This window comes from Nonomuraea sp. 3-1Str (assembly GCF_031570565.1).
Lineage (GTDB): Bacteria > Actinomycetota > Actinomycetes > Streptosporangiales > Streptosporangiaceae > Nonomuraea.
In genome coordinates, this window is sequence record NZ_JALHBK010000041.1 from 22514 (window position 1) to 42981 (window position 20468).

Sequence of the window (20468 nt, forward strand, 5' to 3'; positions counted from 1 at the left end):
TCGCTTCTTGGCTTGTCGGCCCGAGGACGACCCGGTTGAAGTCCGCCGTGTCCACCCCCTCTGCGGGTCGGTCAAGTCGTGTTCCGATCGCACTACAGCGTGGCTCGAATGGAAGCGCATAAGGCAATGGTGCGGAAGTCGGATGGCGGCCGGGGGTGCGTGAGGCCCGAGCCTCTTCATGCTCGCGGCCCTGTCAGGCTGGTCTGTCGGAGGCGGTGGCGGTCGGGGTGGGAGGCACCGTGGCCGGGGGTTCGGAGGGCTCCGTGGGGTCGGGGTCGCTCTGGGCCAGGACGCCGACGGTGAGGACCACCCCGCTGCCGGGCTTCGCGCAGGCGCCCGGCGCGACGCTCTGCGCCAGGACCGTGCCCGCGCGCGACTCGTCCGTCACCAGCCGGGTGTCCTGCGTCACCCCGAAACCGGCCCCGCGCAGCGTCCCGCTCGCCGCCTCCCCCGTACGGCCGAGCACGCCCGGAACCTTCGTCCCGTGCTTGGACACCACGAGCGTCACCTTGCCGCCGCCCGTGATCCGGGTGCCCGCCTCCGGGGCGGACGAGAGGACCTGGCCGTCCGGCCGGGCCGAGCAGGATGTGCTCACCGCGCCCAGGGTCAGGCCCGCGCTGGTCAGAGCCGTCTCGGCGGGTCCGCGTCGCATGCCGGTGCCGGCGGGCACCCCCAGGCCGGCCGAGACGCGCAGCGCGCCCGCCGTCCCCTTGGGCACCGCCACGCCGGCCTGCGGCTGGGAGCCGAGCACCTGGCCGACCTTGCGCGGGGAGTCCACCTGCGTGACCGTTCCGGCCACCAGGCCCGCGCGTTCGAGCGCCTTGACCGCCAAGCCCCGGTCGAGGCCGCCGAGCGCCGGCACGTGCACGCCGCCGGCCACCGGGACCGGGGGCTCGGCGGCGGGCACGGACGCCGGATCAGTGGCCGGATCGGTGGCGGGCTGCGCGTGCGCGCCCGTGCTGTGCCGCTCCTTGTGCGGGGTCGCGTGCCCCGTGTCGGGCATCGTGCCGGCGGGGGCGGTCGTGATGACCGTGGGGCCGGCCGCGGCGGGCCCGAAGCCGGCGTGCCGGAACGCCGGCACCACGACCGTGACGAGCACGGCGGCGCTCACCAGCAGGGCGGCGGAGACCGCCAGCCCGGCCCGGTTGAACGCCTGCCCGACGCGCCGCGTCTGCTCGCTGTCGCGGGCGGCCGGGCCGGTGCCGAGAGCGGAGTGATACGTCCCGGGCGCGGGATACGCCCCGCCGGAGCTCTGCGCGCCCGCTCCGGGTGGACGTCCGGCGTGGAAGGACGCGCCCTCCGGCAGGTGGTAGCCGTGCGGCGTGCCGGTCGCCTCGGGCCGGGCGACCGGAGCGGAACCCGCCAGCGCGTACGCGGGCACGGCCCCGGTCACGGGCCCCGATGCGGGCTCGGACGCGGGCCCGGAATCCGTTCCCGAGGCGGGCCGCGGGCCGGCCGGGTCGGACGGCCACGAGGACGGGGCGCGCAGGATGTGCGGCGGTGGCGAGCGCAGCACCTCGGCGGGGACGCCGTCCGCATCGCCCAGCAGCTCCAGCAGCAGCTCCCTGCTGCTCGGCCGGTTGCGCGCGTCCTTGTCCAGGCACGCGGCCACGATCTCCCGCAGCCGCCCGTCCAGCCGGCCCAGCTCCGGCGGCGCGGTGAGGATGCGGTGCAGGACCGGCGCCACCGAGTCCTGGCCGAACGGCGCGACCGCGTTGGCCGCGAAGCACATGGTGGCGCCCCACGAGAACACGTCGGCCGCCCCGGTCACCGCCGAGGCGGTGATCTGCTCGGGCGCCATGTACGCGGGGGTGCCGACGCCCCTGCCGCTGACCGTGGCCGCCGCGTCGAGCGCCCTGGCCAGGCCGAAGTCGATGACGCGCGGCCCGTCGTCGCCGAGCAGCACGTTCTGCGGCTTGAAGTCGCGGTGGACGATGCCGGCCCGGTGGATCGCCGCGAGCGCCGTCGCGGTGCTGACCGCGAGCCGTTCCAGCGCGGCGCCGCCGCGCGGCCCGGTGAGCACGACGTGCCGTTGCAGTGACGGCCCGTCGACGTACTCGCTCACGATGTACGGCCGGCCCTCGTCGAAGCCGGCCTCGATGACCTGCGCGGTGCAGAACCTGGCCACGTGCTTGGCCAGCTCCACCTCCCGCAGGAACGCCGCCCGCTCGTCCCCCACGGGGCCGTGCAGCAGCTTGACCGCGTACCTCTCCTCGCCGTCGCTCTTCTCGCCGTAGCTCTCGTCGCCGGAGCTCTCCTCGCCGTGACTCTCCTCGCCCCTCGAACCGAGGAACACCACGCCCTGACCGCCCTCGCCCAGGCGCCCGGTCAGCTCGTACGAGCCGAGCCGCCGCGGGTCCCCCGTCCTGAGCGGCTGCGCCGTTGGCACGGGGCGCCTCCCCTCGCCGCCACCCCACATCACCTTCCACTGAAGGCAACCGGCGGCGGAGAGTCAACGGTCCAGCGCCTTTCGCCACCGGACCGTGACACTCAAGGTCAGAAAGCCGCCGGACATTTCCCGAAGTGGTGACATCCATGGCACCGCCGGGCCGTACAACCCTCACTCTCGCGGTCATCCCGCCTGTCAGGCGGCGATGAGCCGGGCATATTCGTCCAGCACGGGCAGCACCACATCGGCCGGCCCGCTCGGCAGGCTCGCCACGGTCTCCTCGATCCCGAGCTCCGCGTAGTAGTCGAGCTTCTCGCGCGTCGGCAGCGTGCCGAACGGGATCACCCGGGCCGGCGGGCGGCCGGACTTCTCGCACGCCTCGCGCAGCGCCGGGAGGGCGGCCTTGATGCCCTTGCCACCGATCGGCATCCAGCCCTCGGCGTACTCGGCGACGTGCGCGAACATCGTCGGCCCCGCCGCGCCGCCGATGTAGACGGGCGGCCCGGAGACCGGCTTGGGCCACGACCAGGACGGCTCGAACCGGGTGAAGCGGCCCTCGTAGGAGGCCACCTCGTCACGCCACAGCGACCGCATGGCCAGCACGTGCTCACGCGTCACCTCGCGCCGCGTCCCGTACGGCACGTCGTGGTCGGCCATCTCCTCGGCGTTCCAGCCGAAGCCGACGCCGAGCACCAGGCGCCCTCCCGACAGATGGTCGAGGGTGGCGACGGCCTTGGCGGTGACGACAGGGTCGCGCTGGGCGGCGAGCAGGATGCCGGTCCCCACGCGCAGCCGCTCGGTGACGGCGGCGGCGTAGGAGAGCGCGACCAGCGGGTCCAGGGTGCGCTTGTACGACTCGGGCAGCTCCTCCTCCCCGTTGGGCGGGGGCGTGCGGCGGGAGACGGGGATGTGGGTGTGCTCGGGCACGTAGAGGGAGGCGAAGCCGCGCTCCTCGGCGGCCCTGGCCAGCTCGTGGACCGGCATGGCCCGGTCCGTGGTGAACATCGTGACCCCGAGCCGCATGCGCCCTCCCTAGGTCAACCAAGCGATTGCTCGGCTAAGATTTCTAGAGTAGCTTGCCGCTCAGAGAAGCGCCCCGCGGAAAGAGGTCTCCCGGTGAAGTTTTCCATCTTCCTGAATCCGCAGATTCCAGGCTCCGGATACGCGGCTGAGGAGAACGCCAAGGCCAAGCGCCCCATCGGGCGGGACACGGAGTCGTACCAGCGGCTGTTGCAGGAGGTGCGGGAGATCGCCGTCCACGCCGACCAGATCGGCTTCGACGCGCTGATGATGACCGAGCACCACTTCCACTCGGAGGGCATGGAGTTCTCGGTCAACCCCCTCATGTTCCTCACCGACCTGGCGGCCAGGACCGAGCGCATCCTGCTCGCGCCGCTCGGCATGGTGCTGCCCGCCTGGGACCCGATCAGGGCCGCCGAGGACGTGGCGCTGCTCGACCAGTTCTGCAAGGGACGGCTGCGGCTGGGCGTGGCCCGGGGCTACCAGAACCGGTGGATGAACGTGCTCGGCCAGCGCTGGCACGCGGCGGCGGCCCGCTCCGACGGCTCGGCCTCCGACACGCGTAACTTCGACGTCTTCGGGGAGGTGCTGAAGATCATGAAAATGGCGTGGACCCAGGAGACGCTCCGCTACAAGTCGGACGTCCTGGACTACCAGGTGCCGTACCCGTTCGAGGGCATCGAGGGCTGGCCCGCCCAGGAGTGGACCCGGACCTTCGGCGCCCCGGGCGAGCTGGACGACGAGGGCAAGGTGCAGGCCGTCTCGGTCTGCCCCCGGCCGTACCAGAACCCCTACCCGGAGCTGTGGCAGCCGTTCACCATCTCCGACCGTTCGGTCATCAGGGCGGCGCAGGAGGACATCCTGCCGTGGATGTTCACCCCCAACCCCGACGACCACGCCGCCAAGGCCAAGCTCTACCAGGAGGAGTCGGCCCGGCAGGGCCGCGACTACAAGCTGGGCGAGCACACCGGCATCCTCAAGATCGTCGGTATCGCCGACACGACCGAGCAGGCGATCAACACCTTCGGCCGGAGCATCCCCAAGGACTTCGCCGCGTTCTTCGGCCCGTTCGGCTACCTGGAAGTGCTGCGCAAGAAGGAGGACGAGAAGCACAAGCCCATCTCGCCGGAGAAGGGCGACGCCAAGCGGATGAACGACGTCGAGATGGCGCTGTTCGGCACCCCCGACGACGTCAAGCGCGGCATCCAGCGGATGCTCGACCGGATGCCCGACCTGGAGTGGTTCGGCCTGTACATGCAGGGCCAGCAGGGGGTGCTGCCGCTCGACACGGTCAAGCGCAACCTGGAGCTGTTCGCCACCAAGGTCATCCCGGAGTTCCGGTGAGGTTCTGGCTGGGGGCCTCGTTCGCGGACACCGGCCAGTTCCTGGAGCTGGCGCGGGCGGCCGAGCGGTGCGGCTTCGACACGCTGACGCTGTCGGACCACCTGTTCTACGCCGACTTCGCCTCGCCGTACCCCTACTCCCGCTCGGGCCGGCCGCGCTGGGACGCGCGCACGCACTGGCCGGACGTGTGGGTGACGATCGGGGCGATGGCCGCCGTGACGAGCACGCTGCGCTTCTCGCCGAACGTCTACATCGCCCCGGCCCGGGACCTGTTCACCGTGGCCAAGCAGGTGTCGACGGCGGCGGTACTGTCCGGCGACCGGGTGAGCTTCGGGGTGGGCGTCGGGTGGTGCAAGGAGGAGTTCCTGGCCACCGGGCAGGACTTCCACACCAGGGGCCGCCGGCTCGACGCGATGATCCCGCTGCTGCGCGAGCTGTGGACGGGCCGCGCCGTGACGGTGGACGGCCTGCCCGAGCTGTCGATCGCACCCGCGCCGCGGCGGCCCGTCCCCGTGATCGTCGGCGGGGACAGTGAGGCCGCGCTGCGCCGCGCCGCCCGGCTCGGCGACGGCTGGATCGGCAACCGCGTCTACACCGAGGAGCAGTTCGACACCGTGCTGGGCGACCTGCGGGCGCTGCTGCGCGAGCACGGCCGCGACGGCGGCGACTTCGAGGTCATCGCGCCGCTGGCCGTCATGCCCGACGCCGCGACCTACCGCCGCTTCGCCGCCAAGGGCGTCACGGGGACGATGGCCGCGCCGTGGTGGCTGGCCACGCCGGAGGAGAAGGCCCGGTACGGCGACGGGACCCTGGAACTCAAGATCGCCACGATGGAGCGCTTCGCCGAGGAGGTCATCGCCAAGATCTGACCGCGCCGCCCCAGGCCGCCCCGAGCCGTCCCAGGCCGTCCCACCGGCGCCGACCGTTCCACCGCGCCGCCGGGGACATCCGTGGCGGGCCGCCCGGGGCGATACCCTCGTGCCGTGCTGGAATCCATCGCGGCCACGCGCTACGTGACGCCGCTGCGGGAGGGCGGATCGCTGCCGGGCGTCGTCGAGGCCGACGACCTGGGCACGTACGTGGTGAAGTTCCGCGAGGCCGGCCAGGGCCGGCGGGTCCTCGTCGCCGAGATCATCTGCGCGGAGCTGGCCAGGCGGCTCGGCCTGCGCACCCCCGACCTCAAGATCATCGATCTCGACCCGCAGCTCGGCGTCCGGGAGCCGGACGAGGAGGTGCAGGACCTGCTCAAGGCCAGCGCCGGCCACAACCTGGCGATCGACTTCCTGCCCGGCGCGCTCGGCTTCGAGCCGCTCACCTCGGCGCCCGACCCGACGTTCGCCTCCCGGGTCGTCTGGTTCGACGGCCTCGTCCACAACATCGACCGGAGCTGGCGCAACCCCAACCTGCTCGTCTGGCACGGCGAGATCTGGCTGATCGACCACGGCGCGGCCCTGTGGTTCCACCACAACTGGAAGACCGCCGACCCGCAACGGCCCTTCGACGCGGGCGACCACGTCCTGGCCCCCTTCGCCACCGGGGTCGAGGCCGCCGGGGCCGAGCTGGCCGCGCGGATCACGCCGGAGCTGCTGCGGACCGTCACGGCGCTGGTCCCCGACGAGTGGCTCGACGGCGAGCCGGGCTTCGCCTCCGCCCAGGACGTGCGCGACGCCTACGTCGAGCACCTGCTGAGCCGCGCCCACGGGCCCCGCGCGTGGCTGACCCACGAGCCGCCGCCCACGCGGCGGGCGGGGCCGGGATCGGTCGGCGAGTTCTGGCGGGGAGACGGCCGATGAGCGCCACGGAGCCCATGGTGAGAGACGTCTACGAGTACGCCGTGATCCGCGTCGTGCCCCGGGTGGAGCGCGGCGAGCAGATCAACGCGGGCGTGCTGCTCTACTGCCAGCCGCGCGGTTACCTGTGCGCGCGGGTGCACTTGGACACCGTGCGGCTGCGCGCCCTCGACCCGGACGCCGACGCCGACGCCGTACGACGGGCCCTCGGCGCGTACGAGCTGGCCTGCGGCGAGCAGTCGGGGCCGCTGGCCGCGGAGCCGCTCGGCGGCAGGTTCCGCTGGCTGACGGCGCCGCGCAGCACGATCGTGCAGACCGGCCCGGTCCACGCGGGGCTCACCGCGGACCCCGGCACGGAGCTGGCCCGGCTCTTCGACAAGCTCGTGCGGCTCTAGAACAGAACCGACATGCTCCAGAAGCGAACGGACATGCCCTAGAAGAGGACGGACATGAACGTGTCGACCTCGTGGAAGCCGACCCTGCGGTAGACGGCCCGGGCCGGGGTGTTGAAGTCGTTGACGTACAGGGTGACGACCGGCGCGAAGCACGCCAGCGCGGCCTCGACGACCGCCGCCATGCCGGTGACGGCGAAGCCCTGGCCGCGCAGCTCCGGGTCCACCCACACGCCCTGCACCTGGCAGGCGAACGGGGTCACCGCGCCGATCTCGGCCTTGAACACCACCCGGCCGTCCTCGATGCGCGCGTACGAGCGGCCGATGCGGATCAGCTCCGACACGCGGGTGCGGTAGAGGGCGCCGCCGTCGCCGAGGTTGGGCGACACGCCGACCTCCTCGGTGAACATCGCCACGCACGCCGGCAGGACGATGTCGAACTCCTCCGGCCGTACCCGGCGCACCAGCGGATCGGCGGGCACGGGCGACTTGTGGGAGGTGGCCATGACCGGCTGCGCCCACCGGATGGCCCGCGCCCTGCCCCAGTACGGCTCCAGCCGCTCCCACAGCAGCGAGACGGCGTCGGCCGGGCCCACGATGGACGAGCAGCGCCGTCCCTGCTTGCGCGCACGGTCGGCGAAAGCGTGCACGGCCTCCGGGCCGGCGTTGACCGGGACCAGGTTGGCGCCGGCATAGCACAGCGAGACGAGCCCGCCACGCGGCCCGAACCCCCACATCTGCCCGCCGAGCCGCGCCTGGTTGAGGCCGACGGTCCGCACGCGGGAGGCGACGAAGACGTTCGCGACCGGGTCGCTGTCGAGCAAGGCCAGAGCCTCGTCCCGGTCGCTGTCATCGAGCACGCGCGACGCCGAGGTACGCAGCATCACATGGTCAGACTACGCGAAGCCCCACCGATTAGCTCATCCTGACAGGGCCTCGGCGAGCCTTTCCTGTCCGCGGGCGTGCCGGACGGCCGTCCGGCCCACCGGCTGGGGCTCCGGCAGGGCGGGACACGCGGCCGTCCGCTCCGGCACCTTCCCGCCGGCGAGGTAGGCGGTCAGGTGCCGGTCGACGCAGGTGTTGCCCGCCAGGGAGATGCCATGGTTGCCGCCGCCCTCGACGACCATCCGCGCCGTCGGGAACCTGCGCAGCATGCCGAGCGCGCCCGAGTACGGCGTGGCGGCGTCGCCCCGGGACTGGATCATGAGGATGGGCGGCAGGCCGGCGCGTCCCTGGACGTCCACCGGGCTCCGGCCCTGCTGCGGCCAGAACGCGCAGGGGGCGTTGAACCAGGCGTTCGGCCAGGTGAGGAACGGGGCGCGGCGGTGCAGGGCAGCCATGTCGGTCTGCCAGGTGGCCCAGTCGCGGGGCCACGAGGCGTCGGTGCACTGGACGCTCAGGTAGACGGCGTAGCCGTTCTCGTCCTCGGTGGCGTGGCCGCCGAGCCGGTCGTAGTCGTCGAGCAGGCCACGCACGTCGCCCTGCCGCACGTACCGGGACCAGACGGAGGCCAGCTCGGGCCAGAGCCGGTCGGTGTAGCCGCCGGCGGTGAAGACGTCGTCGAGCTCGCTCGGCCCCACCACGCCACCGGCCGGGCGCTCGCGGAGCCGGGCGCGCATCGCGTACCACGCGAACGAGGTCTGCTCCTCGGTACGGCCGAGCCGGTAGACGTCGTTGTGCCGGGCGACCCAGGCCAGGAAGTCGCGGTGCCGCCGGTCGAAGGCGACGTCCTGGTTGAGGTTGGCCTGGTACCAGACGGCGCCCGGGTCGACGGAGCTGTCGAGGACCAGGCGGCGCACCCGCTCCGGGAAGAGCGTGGCGTAGACGGCGCCGAGGTAGGTGCCGTAGGAGTAGCCGAGGTAGGAAATCTTCTCCTCGCCGAGCGCGGCGCGGACGCGGTCCATGTCGCGGGCGGCGTCGGCGGTGGTCATGTGCGGCAGCAGCCACGCCCACAGGTCGCCGCACCGGCCGGCGTACTGCCGGGCCCTGCCGAGCAGGACGGCCTCGTCGGCGGCGTCGCGCGGCACGGCGTCGGCGCGGGGCGGGGCGTAGTAGGTGCCGGGGTCCACGCAGTGCATGGCGGGCTCGCTGCCACCGACGCCGCGCGGGTCGAACCCGACGACGTCGTAGCGGCCGGCGACCTCGCCGGGCAGGGCGCCGGCGACGAACTCGGCCAGCTTGCGCCCGGAGGCGCCGGGGCCGCCGGGGTTCACCAGCAGGGTGCCGAGGTAGCGGCCACCGTCGCGCGGGACGGTGGCCGCTATCCGGTTGACGGCGATCGTGAGGGTGCGGCCGAGGGGCTGCCGGTAGTCGAGGGGGACCCGGACGGCGCCGCACTCGGTGTGGGTGGCGTGCGCGGGGGCGGCCTGCGCCGGGGAGTCTGCCCTGTCAGCGGCGGGACACGCTCCCCACACGACGGACGGGGCAGCCGAGCCGGTGGACCGGGCGGTCATGCCGGTGGGCTGGATGGCCGTACCGGTGGACGCCAGGGCCGCAGGGGTCTCGCCGGCCGCCGCCGGGTCGCCTCCGGCGCTCACCACCCCACCGGCCAGCGTCACCACCGCCGCCACGACCCGGACACACCGCTTCACCCGTCTCATGACTACAGATGCTGCCTGCCCGTGACCGGGCCGGCGTGCCGCATGACCGAACCCTTGCCATTCTGTAATGAGTCGATGGCTTACCGTTACGCTTGCCAGGTGAGCGGGGGTGGCCCGCTCAGGCGACGGTGACCTGCGGGCCGGGGGCGTCGTCGTCGAGGTCGACCTCCACGCCCATCTCCTCGGCCAGCCGCAGCGCCTCCTCGATGAGCGTCTCGACGATCTGCGACTCCGGCACGGTCTTGATGACCTCGCCCTTGACGAAGATCTGGCCCTTGCCGTTGCCGGACGCCACGCCCAGGTCGGCCTCGCGCGCCTCGCCGGGCCCGTTGACGACGCAGCCCATGACGGCGACGCGCAGCGGCACCTTCATACCCTCAAGCCCGGCCTGCACCTGCTCTGCCAGCGTGTAGACGTCGACCTGGGCGCGACCGCACGACGGGCAGGAGACGATCTCCAGGCCGCGCTCGCGCAGCCCGAGCGACTCGAGGATCTGCGTGCCGACCTTGACCTCCTCGACCGGGGGCGCGGACAGCGAGACGCGGATCGTGTCGCCGATGCCCTCGGCCAGCAGCGCGCCGAACGCGACGGCCGACTTGATCGTGCCCTGGAAGGCGGGGCCGGCCTCGGTGACGCCCAGGTGCAGGGGGTAGTCGCACCTGGCGGCCAGCAGCCGGTAGGCGTTGATCATGACGACGGGGTCGTTGTGCTTGACCGAGATCTTGATGTCGCGGAAGCCGTGCTCCTCGAACAGCGAGCACTCCCACAGCGCCGACTCGACCAGCGCCTCCGGTGTGGCCTTGCCGTACTTCTGGAGCAGGCGCGGGTCGAGGGAGCCGGCGTTGACCCCGATGCGGATGGGCACGCCGTGGTCGGCCGCCGCCTTGGCGATCTCGCCCACCTTGTCGTCGAACTTCTTGATGTTGCCCGGGTTGACGCGCACCGCCGCGCAGCCCGCCTCGATGGCGGCGAAGACGTACTTGGGCTGGAAGTGGATGTCGGCGATCACCGGGATCTGCGACTTCCTGGCGATGATCGGCAGCGCGTCGGCGTCGTCCTGCGACGGCACGGCCACGCGGACGATCTGGCAGCCGGAGGCCGTGAGCTCGGCGATCTGTTGCAGGGTGGAGTTGACGTCGGCGGTGACCGTGGTGGTCATGGACTGCACGGAGACCGGCGCGTCGCCCCCCACGAGCACGTCGCCGACCCTGATCTGGCGGGAGTGGCGGCGTTCGGCGAGCGGCTTGGGGCGGACCGTCGGTATGCCGAGTGCTACAGAAGACATTTCAACCCTTTGGTGTCGAAGACGATGTCCAGTCTAGGAAGTCAGCGGGACTGCCCTGCCGCCAGCTCCGCCGCCCGGGCCCGGGCCCAGGCGTCGGCGGCCAGCACCTCCTCCACGGAGCCGGCCGGAGTGACCTCGTGCTCCTCCACGACCCGCGCCACGGTGTCGACGATGGCGAGGAACGGCAGCTCCCCGCGCAGGAACACCTCCAGGCACGCCTCGTTGGCGGCGTTGTAGACGGCGGGCGCGGTGCCGCCGGCCTCGCCGACGTGGCGGGCCAGCGCGACGGCGGGGAACGCCTCGTCGTCCAGGGGCTCGAAGGTCCAGGTGTGAGCCCTGGTCCAGTCGACGGGCGGGGCGGCGCCGGCCAGGCGGCCGGGGTGTCCCAGGGCGAGCGCGATGGGCAGCCGCATGTCGGGCGGGCTCGCCTGGGCGATGGTGGAGCCGTCGACGTACTCCACCATGGAGTGGATGATCGACTGGGGGTGGACCACGACGTCGATCCGGTCGAACCCGAGGTCGAACAGCAGGTGCGCCTCGATGACCTCCAACCCCTTGTTGACCAGGGTGGCGGAGTTGACGGTGATCATGGGGCCCATCGACCAGGTGGGGTGGGCCAGCGCCATCTCAGGCGTCACGTCGGCCATCTCGGCGCGGCTCCTGCCCCGGAACGGCCCGCCGCTGGCCGTGACGACCAGCTTCCTGACCACGTCGGGGTCGTAGCCGTGGGGGCCGGCGGCCCACAGGCACTGCTGCAGGGCCGAGTGCTCGGAGTCGACGGGGACGATCTGCCCCGGCTTGGCCAGCCGCTTGACCAGCGGCCCGCCGACGATCAGCGACTCCTTGTTGGCCAGCGCGAGCGTGCGGCCCGCCTCCAGGGCGACCAGCGTGGAGGTGAGGCCGAGCGCCCCGGTGATGCCGTTGAGCACGATGTCGCACCGCCACCCGGCCACCTCGGCGACCCCGTCCGGGCCGCCGAGCACCACGGGCCCGGCGCCGAGGGCGGCCAGCGCCTCCTTCAGCTCCGGCACCCGCGCGGCGTCGGCCACCGCGACGACCTCGGCGCCCAGCTCGGCGGCCTGCCGGGCGAGCAGGTCGACCCGGCCGCCCCCGGCCGCCAGACCGGCGACCCGGAACCTTCCGGGGTTGGCGGTGACGACGTCGATGGCCTGGGTCCCGATCGAGCCGGTGGAGCCGAGAACGACGACGGATCGGAGGGTCTCTGCATGCACGCGTCCATTCTCCCCGCTCGCCGGCTCCCCCGGGCACGCGGCCATGACCCGCCGGAAACCGGCGGCATATGTGACCGTCCGTGCCGTACGACATTCGTACGGTAATGGAGCCATATCCGTCTGCGCATACCTTGAGAAAAACCCGATATCCCGCACGTACCTCCCCATGGCAGATCCGGTTTCGGGAGGTACGTAATGCACCGTAGAGTCGCCCTGCTCTCCGCCGTCGCGCTCGCCACGACGACCGTGACGGCCGCCCTGGCCACCGCACCGGCTCAGGCCGGGTCCGGCGCCGGGTCCGGCGCCGGTTCACAGGTCATCTCGGGCACCGCCGCCGAGCCCGGCCCGGTCCGGTGGTCCACCACGAACTCCTCGTCCGAGCGGACGTCCGTCCTGCAGTACTGGACGTCGCAGCGCATGCTGGCGGCGCGGCCCCTCGACGCGCCCGCGCCCCGGCGCACCACCCGCTCCGGCGGCCCGACGCAGGGCAGTCCCTGGGCCACGCGCGGCGCCTCGGCGGCCCTCCCCCAGCGCGGCCCGCTACGCGTCACGACCGTGGCCGCGCGGCGGCAGGCGCCGGCGCCCGACAGCACCGGGCTGCGCTGGACCGACGGCGGCGCCGTCGTGCGCACGGTCGGCCGGGTCTTCTTCACCACCGCCGGCGGCGGCAACGCCTCCTGCTCCGGCACAGCCGTGACCAGCGCCAACAAGAGCGTCGTGATGACCGCCGGGCACTGCGTGAAGATGGACGGCGCCGCCCATCGCAACTGGGTGTTCGTCCCGGGCTTCGACAACGGCCGGCGGCCCTTCGGCACCTGGGTGGCCACCAGGCTGCTGACCACCCAGCAGTGGAACACCCGCGAGGACATCAACTTCGACATCGGCGCCGCCGTGGTGGCGCCGCTCCAGGGCCGCGCGCTGGTGGACGCCGTGGGCGGCCAGGGCGTGGCGTTCAACCAGCCCAGAGGGCGCCAGACGTTCGCCTTCGGCTTCCCGGCGGCGGCGCCGTTCGACGGCTCGGCGCTGATCTACTGCAGCGGGCGCACGTTCGACGACACCGTCATGACGCGCGACCAGGGGCTGGCCTGCCGGATGACCGGGGGTTCCAGCGGCGGCCCGTGGTTCCGGGGCTTCGACGAGTCGACCGGCCTCGGCTGGCTCAACTCCGTCAACAGCTTCAAGTACAACTTCGCCCCGAACGTCATGATGGGTCCGTTCTTCGGGAACGAGGCCCAGGCCCTTTACCAGGCGGCGCAGACCACCAACGCGCTGTGAAGCTTTTCACCGGATGTAGTCACAAGACCACATGACGTAGTGCACACTCGGTTGCCATGACCCTGAGCTCCCCTCTGCTGGCGGCCGTTCCGCTCGTCGCGGGGCTGATGGGGCCCGCCCTCATCGGCGCGACGCCGGAGCCCCCGAGCCGGCCCGGCCGTCCTCCCGCCGCTCCCGCGCCCTCCCCGGCCCGCACCCCGTCCACCCGGCTCCCGTCCGGGGGCCCCGCCGAGCCCCGGTCCGGGGACCGGGGAGGGGCCGTCGTGGAGCACGTGGCCGCGCGCGTGCCCGCCGACCGTAGCCGCGTGCTCGGCTACTGGACGCGGGAGCGGATGGCCCGCGCCCTGCCCATCAACCTGCTCGACGGCGTACCACGCGGCGGGCTGCTGGGCGGCGGGTCGCGCGGCGGCCTGCTCGGCGGTGTGACGGGCCGATCGGGCCTGTCCACCGCCCCGGGCCTGTCCCACGGCGCGCTCAAGCTCCTCCCCCGCCGCCCCCCGTCACCCGCCCGACCGGCGAGCGCCGCACCGGAGGGCCGCACCGCCGGAGCACCCGAGGGCCGCACGGCCGGAGCATCGGAGGGCCGGGTGGCCGAGCGCCGCCACCAGTCGGCCCGGCCGCAGCTCATCACGGCCGGCTCGCGCTGGACCACCGGCGGCGCCGTGACCCGCACGACCGGCCGGGTGTTCATGACCCTGCGCGGCGTGGACTTCGTCTGCTCCGCCGGCACCGTGCGCAGCGCCAACCGCGACGTCGTCGTCACCGCCGGGCACTGCGTCAAGGACGGCACCGGCCCGTGGGCGGAGAACTGGACGTTCGTCCCCGGCTACCGGGAGGGCGGCGGCGAGCCGTTCGGCAGGTACGCGGCGCGCCGCATGTTCGTCGCGGGGCCGTGGTCGCGCTCGGCCGACGACGACTACGACGTGGGCATGGTGGCGCTGACGACATGGGCGGACCGGCACGTCACCGACGCGGTGGGGGCCCAGGAGATCGCCTTCAACACCGGGCGCGGCGGCCAGGCGTTCGGCTTCGGCTACCCGGCCGACCCGCCCTACACGGGCGAGCACCTCGTCTACTGCGCCGGCAAGCTGCGCAACGACCCCCACGGTCAGACCCGTGACCAGGGCCTCGGCTGCGACATGACGGCCGGGTCGAGCGGCGGCCCCTGGCTGTCCGGCTTCGACCACGCCACCGGCTGGGGCACGATGACGTCGCTGAGCAGCTTCAAGTACAGCGACGACCGCCGCACCATGTACGGCCCCTACTTCGGCGACACGATCAAGACCCTCTTCACCACCGCCGAACGCGCCTGACGCACCTTGCCCCAGCCGTTCAATCGGTGGGCCGCGCCGGGCTCCAGCCGCCGGGGCCCGGCCGCCGGCCGGCCGTGACGGACCGTCAGAGGGTGAGCCCGGTGATCACCATGACCTTCTCGTAGGTGAGGTCGCTCATCGCCGAGGCCAGGCCCTCGCGGCCGACGCCCGAGTCCTTCACCCCGCCGTACGGCATCTGGTCGGCCCGGTACGACGGCACGTCACCGATGATGACGCCGCCCACCTCCAGCTCCCGGTTGGCCCGGAAGGCCGCGTCCAGCGACCGCGTGAACACCCCGGCCTGCAGCCCGTACGCCGAGTCGTTGACCATGGCGTACGCCTCGTCCATCGACGCGGCCCGCTGGAGGATCATGACGGGGCCGAAGACCTCCTCGCGCGCCACCTTGGCGTCGGCGGGCACGTCGGCGAGGACCGTGGGCGTGATGGTGGCGCCCTCGCGGGTGCCGCCGGCGAGCACGCGAGCGCCGGCGTCCACCGCCTCCTTGACCCACTGCTCGACCCGCTCGGCCGCCGCCTGCGACACGAGCGGCCCGACCTGGGTCTTCTCGTCGGCGGGGTCGCCCGTTACGAGCGCGCCGACGGCCGGGAGCAGCCGCTCGACGAACGCGTCGTACACCGGCTCCTCGACGATGACCCGCTGCACGGCGATGCAGCTCTGGCCGGCCTGGTAGTTGGAGTACAGCGCGACGCGGGTGGCCGCCCAGTCGAGGTCGGCGTCGGCCAGCACCACGGCCGCGGCGTTGCCGCCGAGCTCCAGCGTCACGTGCTTGCGCGGAACCTGGTCGGCGATCGCGTACCCGACCGGCGCCGAGCCGGTGAACGACACGACGGGCAGCCGCGGGTCCTGGACCAGCGCGCCGGCGCGGTCGTTCTCGACCGGCAGGATGGAGAACATCCCGGCCGGCAGGTCGGTCTCCGCCAGGATCTCACCGAGCACGAGCGAGGTGAGCGGCGTGGCGGGCGCCGGCTTCACGATCACGGGCGCGCCGACGGCGATCGCGGGCGCGACCTTGTGAGCGACGAGGTTCAGCGGGAAGTTGAACGGGGTGATCGCCAGCACCGGCCCGTACGGCACGCGCGAGACGTAGGCCAGCCGGCCGGCGGCGGCCGGCTCGGTGTCGAGCCGCTGCACCTCCCCCGACCAGCGACGGGTCTCCTCGGCGGCGAACCGGAACGTCGCGACGGCCCGGGCGACCTCGCCCCGCGCCCACAGGATGGGCTTGCCGTTCTCGGCGGTGATCAGCCGGGCGATCTCGTCGGCCCGCTCGGCGAGGCGGCGCGACACGTGGGCCAGGGCCTCCGCGCGCACGTGCACGGGCAGCGCGGCTGCCTGCCGGGCCACCTCCGCGGCGGCCGCGACGGCCTCCTCGACCTGGGCGTCGGTCGGCACGGAGTGCCTGCCGACCTCGCGACCGTCGAGGGGATTGGTGACGGTGAGCTCGGTGTCCCCGGTGGCGGGGCGTCCTGCGAGCCAGAAGGTGCGCACGTCCATACCTCTGACGTTATGCCACCGCGACCTTCGGCCGATTTGGCCACGACGCACAAACCCCCCGAAGCGGCCCGCCGGTGCGTACAACCCGAAGTCATGCAGGCTCCTGGTGTGCCCGCAGGAAGTCCAGGACGATCGCGGCGGTCTCGTCGGGACGCTCGTAGTGCGGCAGATGCCCCACACCGTCGAGCAGGCGGAGGTCGGCGCGGGAGAACACGGTGCGCAGGACCTCCTCCGGCGGCATCGGGGTCACGGGGTCCTGGCGTCCCCACACCACCTGAACCGGAACGTCTCGGGTGTCGACGAACCGATACAGGTACTCGGCTCCGTGGAAGGGGACGTTGCCGAGCGCGGAGAGCAGGCTGCGCTTGAAGCCCTGGTAGCGAAGTTCCGGCAGCAGGCGTGCCTGGATGCGGGCCACCACCCGCCGGTCGCGCGAGTAGCCGGGCAGGCGGGACTTCAACGCCCGGTCCCCGAAGACCTGGAAGAAGGGCAGACCTATGCCGGGCAGCATGGCCAGGCGCAGCCCGCGGTTGAGCGGGGTGGCGAAACCGTCGGGCGAGACCAGGCACAGGCGGGCGACCCGTTCGGGGTGGCGCACGGCGAACTCGGCCGCGATCGGCCCGCCGAACGCCAGGGCGACGAGTGTCACCGGGCGGTCGACGCCGAGCGTGTCCAGCAGGTCGATGATCTGCTCTTCGAACAGTTGCTGGTTGTACTCCACCTCGGGACGGTCGCTGAAGCCGAGGCCGTAGCGGTCGTAGCGGATGGTGCGGTATCCGGCCCGGGCCAGTTGTTCGAACAGGCCGTCCCACACCCACAGGGACAGGGTCGCTCCGGGGATGAACAGGATCGGCTCTCCCGATTCGGGGCCGTCCGTCACGACGTGCGTCGTGCCGTGGCTGAGCCGGACGAACGACCCGGGCGCGTCCCGCCTGGCGCGGGCGTCCATCGGGACGGTCTCACCGCGGGAGCGGTTCAGCAGAGCAGGAAGGGCGACCGCCGTGGCGGCCAGAGCGAGCGCGGAGCGCAGGCGCATGGGTTGTCACTCCTTCGGAAGGGGGACGTGTAAGCTAATGACCGTTGGTCAGTCAACTGACCGCTGGTCAGTCTGTACGAATGACCAACGGTCAGTCAAGCGATCGTGGAGGCATGGCCATGAGCAGGGGCCCGGAGGCCACGCGCAAACGCGTGATCAAGCCGGCCGGCGAACGCCGCGCCGAACTGCTGGACGCGGCCATGGACGTCTTCACCGAGCGCGGGGTGGCCGACGCCACCGTCAGCGACATCACCGCGCGGGCGGAGGTCGCCAAGGGCAGCTTCTACCTGCACTTCTCGGCCAAGGAGCAGGTCGTGGCCGCCCTCTGGGAGCGGTACGTGGCCGGCTATCTCGAGCTCGCCGAAGCCGTTCTCGCCGACCGGACACCCCAGGACGACTGGATCGACGTGCTCACGGCGCTGCTGGAGCGCCTGATCGACCACGCCATGGAGCACGCCGGCCTGCACCGCGTCGTCTACGGCTCCGCCGACGCCAAGGCCCTCGCCCTGTGCTGGGAGACCAACCAGCAGGTCATCGACCTGCTGGCTGAGGCGATCAAACGGGGGATGACCGCCGGAGTCCTACGACCGGGCACGCCAGAGGTCTTCGCCCGCATCGCCTACCACGGGGTGCACGGCGCCCTGCACGACATGATCTCCGGCACGGCGCCGTACGACAGGGCCGAGGTCGTCGCGAGCATGCGCGACATCGTCGACCGCGTCCTCGGCCCCGACCTGTGACCCCGGCTCCCTGCTCCCGCCGGCGCGCGGAAGAGGACGGCGTCCGCCGACCTCGTCCGGACCCCCTCCTTTACCCACCATGTAACAGAAGTAGACCTAATTCGGGATGTTTACCGTGCGGAGCGGTTTGAATCATCCCCGCCCTGGCTAAGTCAACGTGTGCGGGTCTCCAGCGCGGTGGGCCCCCGAGCAGAAAGGCGTGGCCCCATGACCTCCTCGGCGCCGCTTGGACTTCAGGGCGCCTACCTGCTGGGCGAACGGGCGAGCCACGACGAGCTGCGTTCCAGGCTCCTGGACGTCGCCGTCAACCTGCTGGTGAGCGACGGGCCGGAGAGCCTGACCATGCGCAGGATCGCCAGCGAGGCCGGCTGCACCACCACCGTGATCTACACGATGTTCGGCAACCGGGAGGGACTCGCCGAGGCCCTGTACCTGGAGGGCTTCGAGCGCTTCAGGCGGTTCCTGGATGCCGTGCCGCAGCGCGACAACCCCTTCGAGTACCTGTCGGCTCTCGGCCCCGCCTACCGTCAGGCGTGCCTGGCCGAGCCCGGCTACTACAGCCTCATGTTCGAGCGGGCCATCCCCGGCTTCGAGCCGAGCGAGCGCGCCAGAACCCTGGCCCGCGCCGCGCTGAACATCCTCGACCGGGTCATCGCCGACTGCATCTCGGCCGGCTACCTCGTCCCGACCCAGCCGCGCAAGATCGCCGACGCGCTCTGGGCGGCGGCGCAGGGCGCCGTCAGCCTCGAACGGGCCGGCCACCTGCGCGACGCCCACACCTACGAGGCGGTCACTACGGCGACGATCTGCTGCTATCTGGTGTCCAAGCAGTAGGCGCGTCAGCGGGCGGCCGCGCGAAGGAAGCGGTGGCCGCCAGCGCGATCCACAGCTCGGCCCGTACGCCCGGGTCGTCGAGGTCCCGGCCGAGCAGCTCGGCCACGCGCCGCATCCGGTAGCGCAGGGTGTGGCGGTGCACGCCGAGCCGCTGGGCCGCCGCGTCCCAGTGGCCGTTGCAGCTCAGGTAGGCGCGCAGCGACTCGACGAGGTCGGCGCGCGAGCCGTACCGGGTGAGCGGGGTGAGCAGCGCGTCCGCGAACGCCCGCGCGGCGCCCGGGTCGAGCAGCCTCAGCAGCCCCTGCCCGGCCAGGTCGGCAAACCGCACCACCCCACCGTCGCCGGCCGCCGCCAGCGCGCGGCGCGCCTGGTCGAGGGCGCCGGCCAGCTCGCCGTACGAGCAGGGGGCGCTCACGCCGACGGGCCCACCGGCGAAGGCGGCCACTTCCTCGGCGCCCTCCTCCCCCACGACGGCCACCACCAGCCTCTCGCCCCCGGCCCTGCCGCGTGCCGCCGCGGGATCGGCACTGTGCGCCTTCCCGCCCGGCGCGGGAGACGCCGACAACGCCGGGGACGCCAGGAACGCCGGGGACGCCGGAAGCAGGGCCGTGAAGGCGTGGGGCTCCAGGGCCTCCTCCAGGACCTCCAGAGTCTCCGCCCGGGCCACCAGCACGGTCAGCGGCTCCTCGGGCAGCCGTACGCCGACCGGGTCCAGCACCGCGCGCCCCTGCTCGTACGCCCCGGCGAGCAGCAGCTCCAGTACGGCCGAGCACAGCCGCCGCTCCGCCTCCAGCCGGGCTCCGCCCTGTTCGAGCGCCAGCGTGAGCAGTGAGGCAGCGGCGTTGAGCACCGTGTGACCCACCGGCGAGAACGGCCGGGGCGAGCCGGCCGCGAAGAACCCGCGCGGACGTGGCCCCCCGCCGAGCGGCAGCACCACCGTGTGCCCCTCGGGCCCGGAGAGCGCCAGGCTGGCGGGCCGCCCCGTCTGAGCCGCCGACGCCCCTGGTCGCCCACCTTGCGCATCGGGCCGGCCGGGCAGCGCGCCCAGGCGGCCGAGCTCGGCCGTCACCGTGCCGACCTGGGCGCCGGGTGTCGCGTGGCGGACCTCTCCGGCCTCGTCCAGCAGCGCCGCCCACCCGCTGATCTCCTTGGCCAGCCGGTCGATCACCGCGTGCGGCCCCTCCTGACGCAGGGCGGCGCGCGTCAGCCGGCCCTGCGCCGCGAAGGCGCGCTTGATCTCGTCGTACTGCTCGGCCGCCAGCAGCTCGCTGACCGCCTTGCCGATCGCGATGAAGGGCGTCTCGCGCGGCACCTCCAGCAGCGGGAGCCCGGCTTCCGAGGCGGCCCGCACCAGGCCCGGCGGCACCTCGTCGTGCGTCAGGCCGACCCCGAAGCCGAGCCCCGCGACCCCCCGCGCCACCAATCGGGCGACATATCGGGAAATATCGGATTCGAGGCGCATTCCAGTGGTCAGGAGCAGCTCGTCCCCCTCCAGGTACGGGGTCGGATCCTCCAGCTCGCTGACCGCGACCCACCGGACCACGACCCCCTCGATCGACCCGGCGAGCGGCCGCAGCCCCATCCGCCGCACCACGACCCGAAGCGAAGGCGCCATCCGAGAGAGTTGTCCATTCCGGCGAAGGCAAGTGCCTCCAGTGTGCCATATCGACGTATCGGCGCAGGTAGGAGCGGGCCGTAGCGTCGG

The 20468-nt window shown here is 72.9% G+C and carries 17 protein-coding genes; 8 read left to right on the forward strand and 9 right to left on the reverse strand.

Annotated features, from left to right (window positions below):
• Positions 1–193: 193 nt before the first annotated feature.
• Together MTP10_RS39025 and MTP10_RS39030 are read right to left on the reverse strand one after the other, a co-directional pair.
• Complete coding sequence (locus MTP10_RS39025) at positions 194–2389, reverse strand: protein kinase domain-containing protein (RefSeq protein ID WP_310716599.1); 2196 nt, start codon at positions 2387–2389, stop codon at positions 194–196.
• A 195-nt stretch (positions 2390–2584) separates the two neighbouring features.
• Positions 2585–3412, reverse strand: coding sequence for an LLM class F420-dependent oxidoreductase (locus MTP10_RS39030; protein WP_310716600.1), 828 nt, complete (start codon positions 3410–3412; stop codon positions 2585–2587).
• A 93-nt stretch (positions 3413–3505) separates the two neighbouring features.
• On the opposite strand from MTP10_RS39030, the gene MTP10_RS39035 reads away from it, so the two are divergent.
• The 4 genes from MTP10_RS39035 (at position 3506) to MTP10_RS39050 (ending at position 6938) form a co-directional block, all read left to right on the forward strand.
• On the forward strand, positions 3506–4753 hold the full coding sequence (locus MTP10_RS39035; RefSeq protein ID WP_310716601.1) for an LLM class flavin-dependent oxidoreductase: 1248 nt from the start codon (positions 3506–3508) through the stop codon (positions 4751–4753).
• On the forward strand, positions 4750–5622 hold the full coding sequence (locus tag MTP10_RS39040; protein WP_310716602.1) for a TIGR03619 family F420-dependent LLM class oxidoreductase: 873 nt from the start codon (positions 4750–4752) through the stop codon (positions 5620–5622). The genes MTP10_RS39035 and MTP10_RS39040 overlap by 4 nt, the downstream gene beginning before the upstream one ends.
• 114 nt (positions 5623–5736) lie before the next feature.
• Complete coding sequence (locus tag MTP10_RS39045) at positions 5737–6546, forward strand: HipA family kinase (protein WP_310716603.1); 810 nt, start codon at positions 5737–5739, stop codon at positions 6544–6546.
• Positions 6543–6938: a DUF3037 domain-containing protein gene (locus tag MTP10_RS39050; protein WP_310716604.1), complete on the forward strand. Its 396-nt coding sequence runs from the start codon at positions 6543–6545 to the stop codon at positions 6936–6938. Before MTP10_RS39045 ends, MTP10_RS39050 begins: the two co-directional genes overlap by 4 nt.
• Positions 6939–6976: 38 nt before the next feature.
• On the opposite strand, the gene MTP10_RS39055 is transcribed toward MTP10_RS39050, so the two are convergent.
• From MTP10_RS39055 to dxr, 4 genes are all read right to left on the reverse strand, one after another.
• A complete protein-coding gene (locus MTP10_RS39055) occupies positions 6977–7819 on the reverse strand; it encodes a GNAT family N-acetyltransferase (protein ID WP_310716635.1) in 843 nt (280 codons plus the stop codon).
• Positions 7820–7855: 36 nt separating this feature from the next.
• Complete coding sequence (locus MTP10_RS39060) at positions 7856–9535, reverse strand: alpha/beta hydrolase (RefSeq protein WP_310716605.1); 1680 nt, start codon at positions 9533–9535, stop codon at positions 7856–7858.
• Positions 9536–9653: 118 nt separating this feature from the next.
• Positions 9654–10820, reverse strand: a complete 1167-nt coding sequence (ispG, locus tag MTP10_RS39065) for a flavodoxin-dependent (E)-4-hydroxy-3-methylbut-2-enyl-diphosphate synthase (protein ID WP_310716606.1) — start codon at positions 10818–10820, stop codon at positions 9654–9656.
• A 41-nt stretch (positions 10821–10861) separates the two neighbouring features.
• Positions 10862–12052: a 1-deoxy-D-xylulose-5-phosphate reductoisomerase gene (gene dxr, locus MTP10_RS39070; RefSeq protein ID WP_310716607.1), complete on the reverse strand. Its 1191-nt coding sequence runs from the start codon at positions 12050–12052 to the stop codon at positions 10862–10864.
• Positions 12053–12247: 195 nt separating this feature from the next.
• Between dxr and MTP10_RS39075 the strand changes: the two genes are divergently transcribed.
• Entirely contained in the window at positions 12248–13327 is a 1080-nt protein-coding gene (locus MTP10_RS39075; protein WP_310716608.1) for a peptidase, read from the forward strand.
• A 56-nt stretch (positions 13328–13383) separates the two neighbouring features.
• Complete coding sequence (locus tag MTP10_RS39080) at positions 13384–14640, forward strand: hypothetical protein (protein WP_310716609.1); 1257 nt, start codon at positions 13384–13386, stop codon at positions 14638–14640.
• 85 nt (positions 14641–14725) lie between these two features.
• Here the strand turns inward: MTP10_RS39080 and MTP10_RS39085 are convergent, their stop codons facing one another.
• Both MTP10_RS39085 and MTP10_RS39090 read right to left on the reverse strand, forming a co-directional pair.
• The gene (locus MTP10_RS39085; RefSeq protein WP_310716610.1) at positions 14726–16153 is read right to left on the reverse strand and encodes an aldehyde dehydrogenase family protein; all 1428 of its coding nucleotides are present in this window, start codon (positions 16151–16153) and stop codon (positions 14726–14728) included.
• Positions 16154–16244: 91 nt separating this feature from the next.
• Positions 16245–17189 carry an alpha/beta hydrolase gene (locus tag MTP10_RS39090; protein ID WP_310716611.1) on the reverse strand — a complete coding sequence of 315 codons (945 nt, stop codon included), beginning with the start codon at positions 17187–17189 and terminating at the stop codon, positions 16245–16247.
• Between the two features lie 119 nt (positions 17190–17308).
• Here MTP10_RS39090 and MTP10_RS39095 point away from each other — a divergent pair, with 119 nt between their 5' ends.
• Positions 17309–17929 (forward strand): TetR/AcrR family transcriptional regulator, encoded by a 621-nt coding sequence (locus MTP10_RS39095; RefSeq protein WP_310716612.1) that lies wholly within the window; start codon positions 17309–17311, stop codon positions 17927–17929.
• A gap of 207 nt (positions 17930–18136) precedes the next feature.
• Positions 18137–18763: a TetR/AcrR family transcriptional regulator gene (locus tag MTP10_RS39100; RefSeq protein WP_310716613.1), complete on the forward strand. Its 627-nt coding sequence runs from the start codon at positions 18137–18139 to the stop codon at positions 18761–18763.
• Here the strand turns inward: MTP10_RS39100 and MTP10_RS39105 are convergent.
• Positions 18723–20378: a PucR family transcriptional regulator gene (locus tag MTP10_RS39105; RefSeq protein ID WP_310716614.1), complete on the reverse strand. Its 1656-nt coding sequence runs from the start codon at positions 20376–20378 to the stop codon at positions 18723–18725. The genes MTP10_RS39100 and MTP10_RS39105 overlap by 41 nt on opposite strands.
• Positions 20379–20468 lie beyond the last annotated feature (90 nt).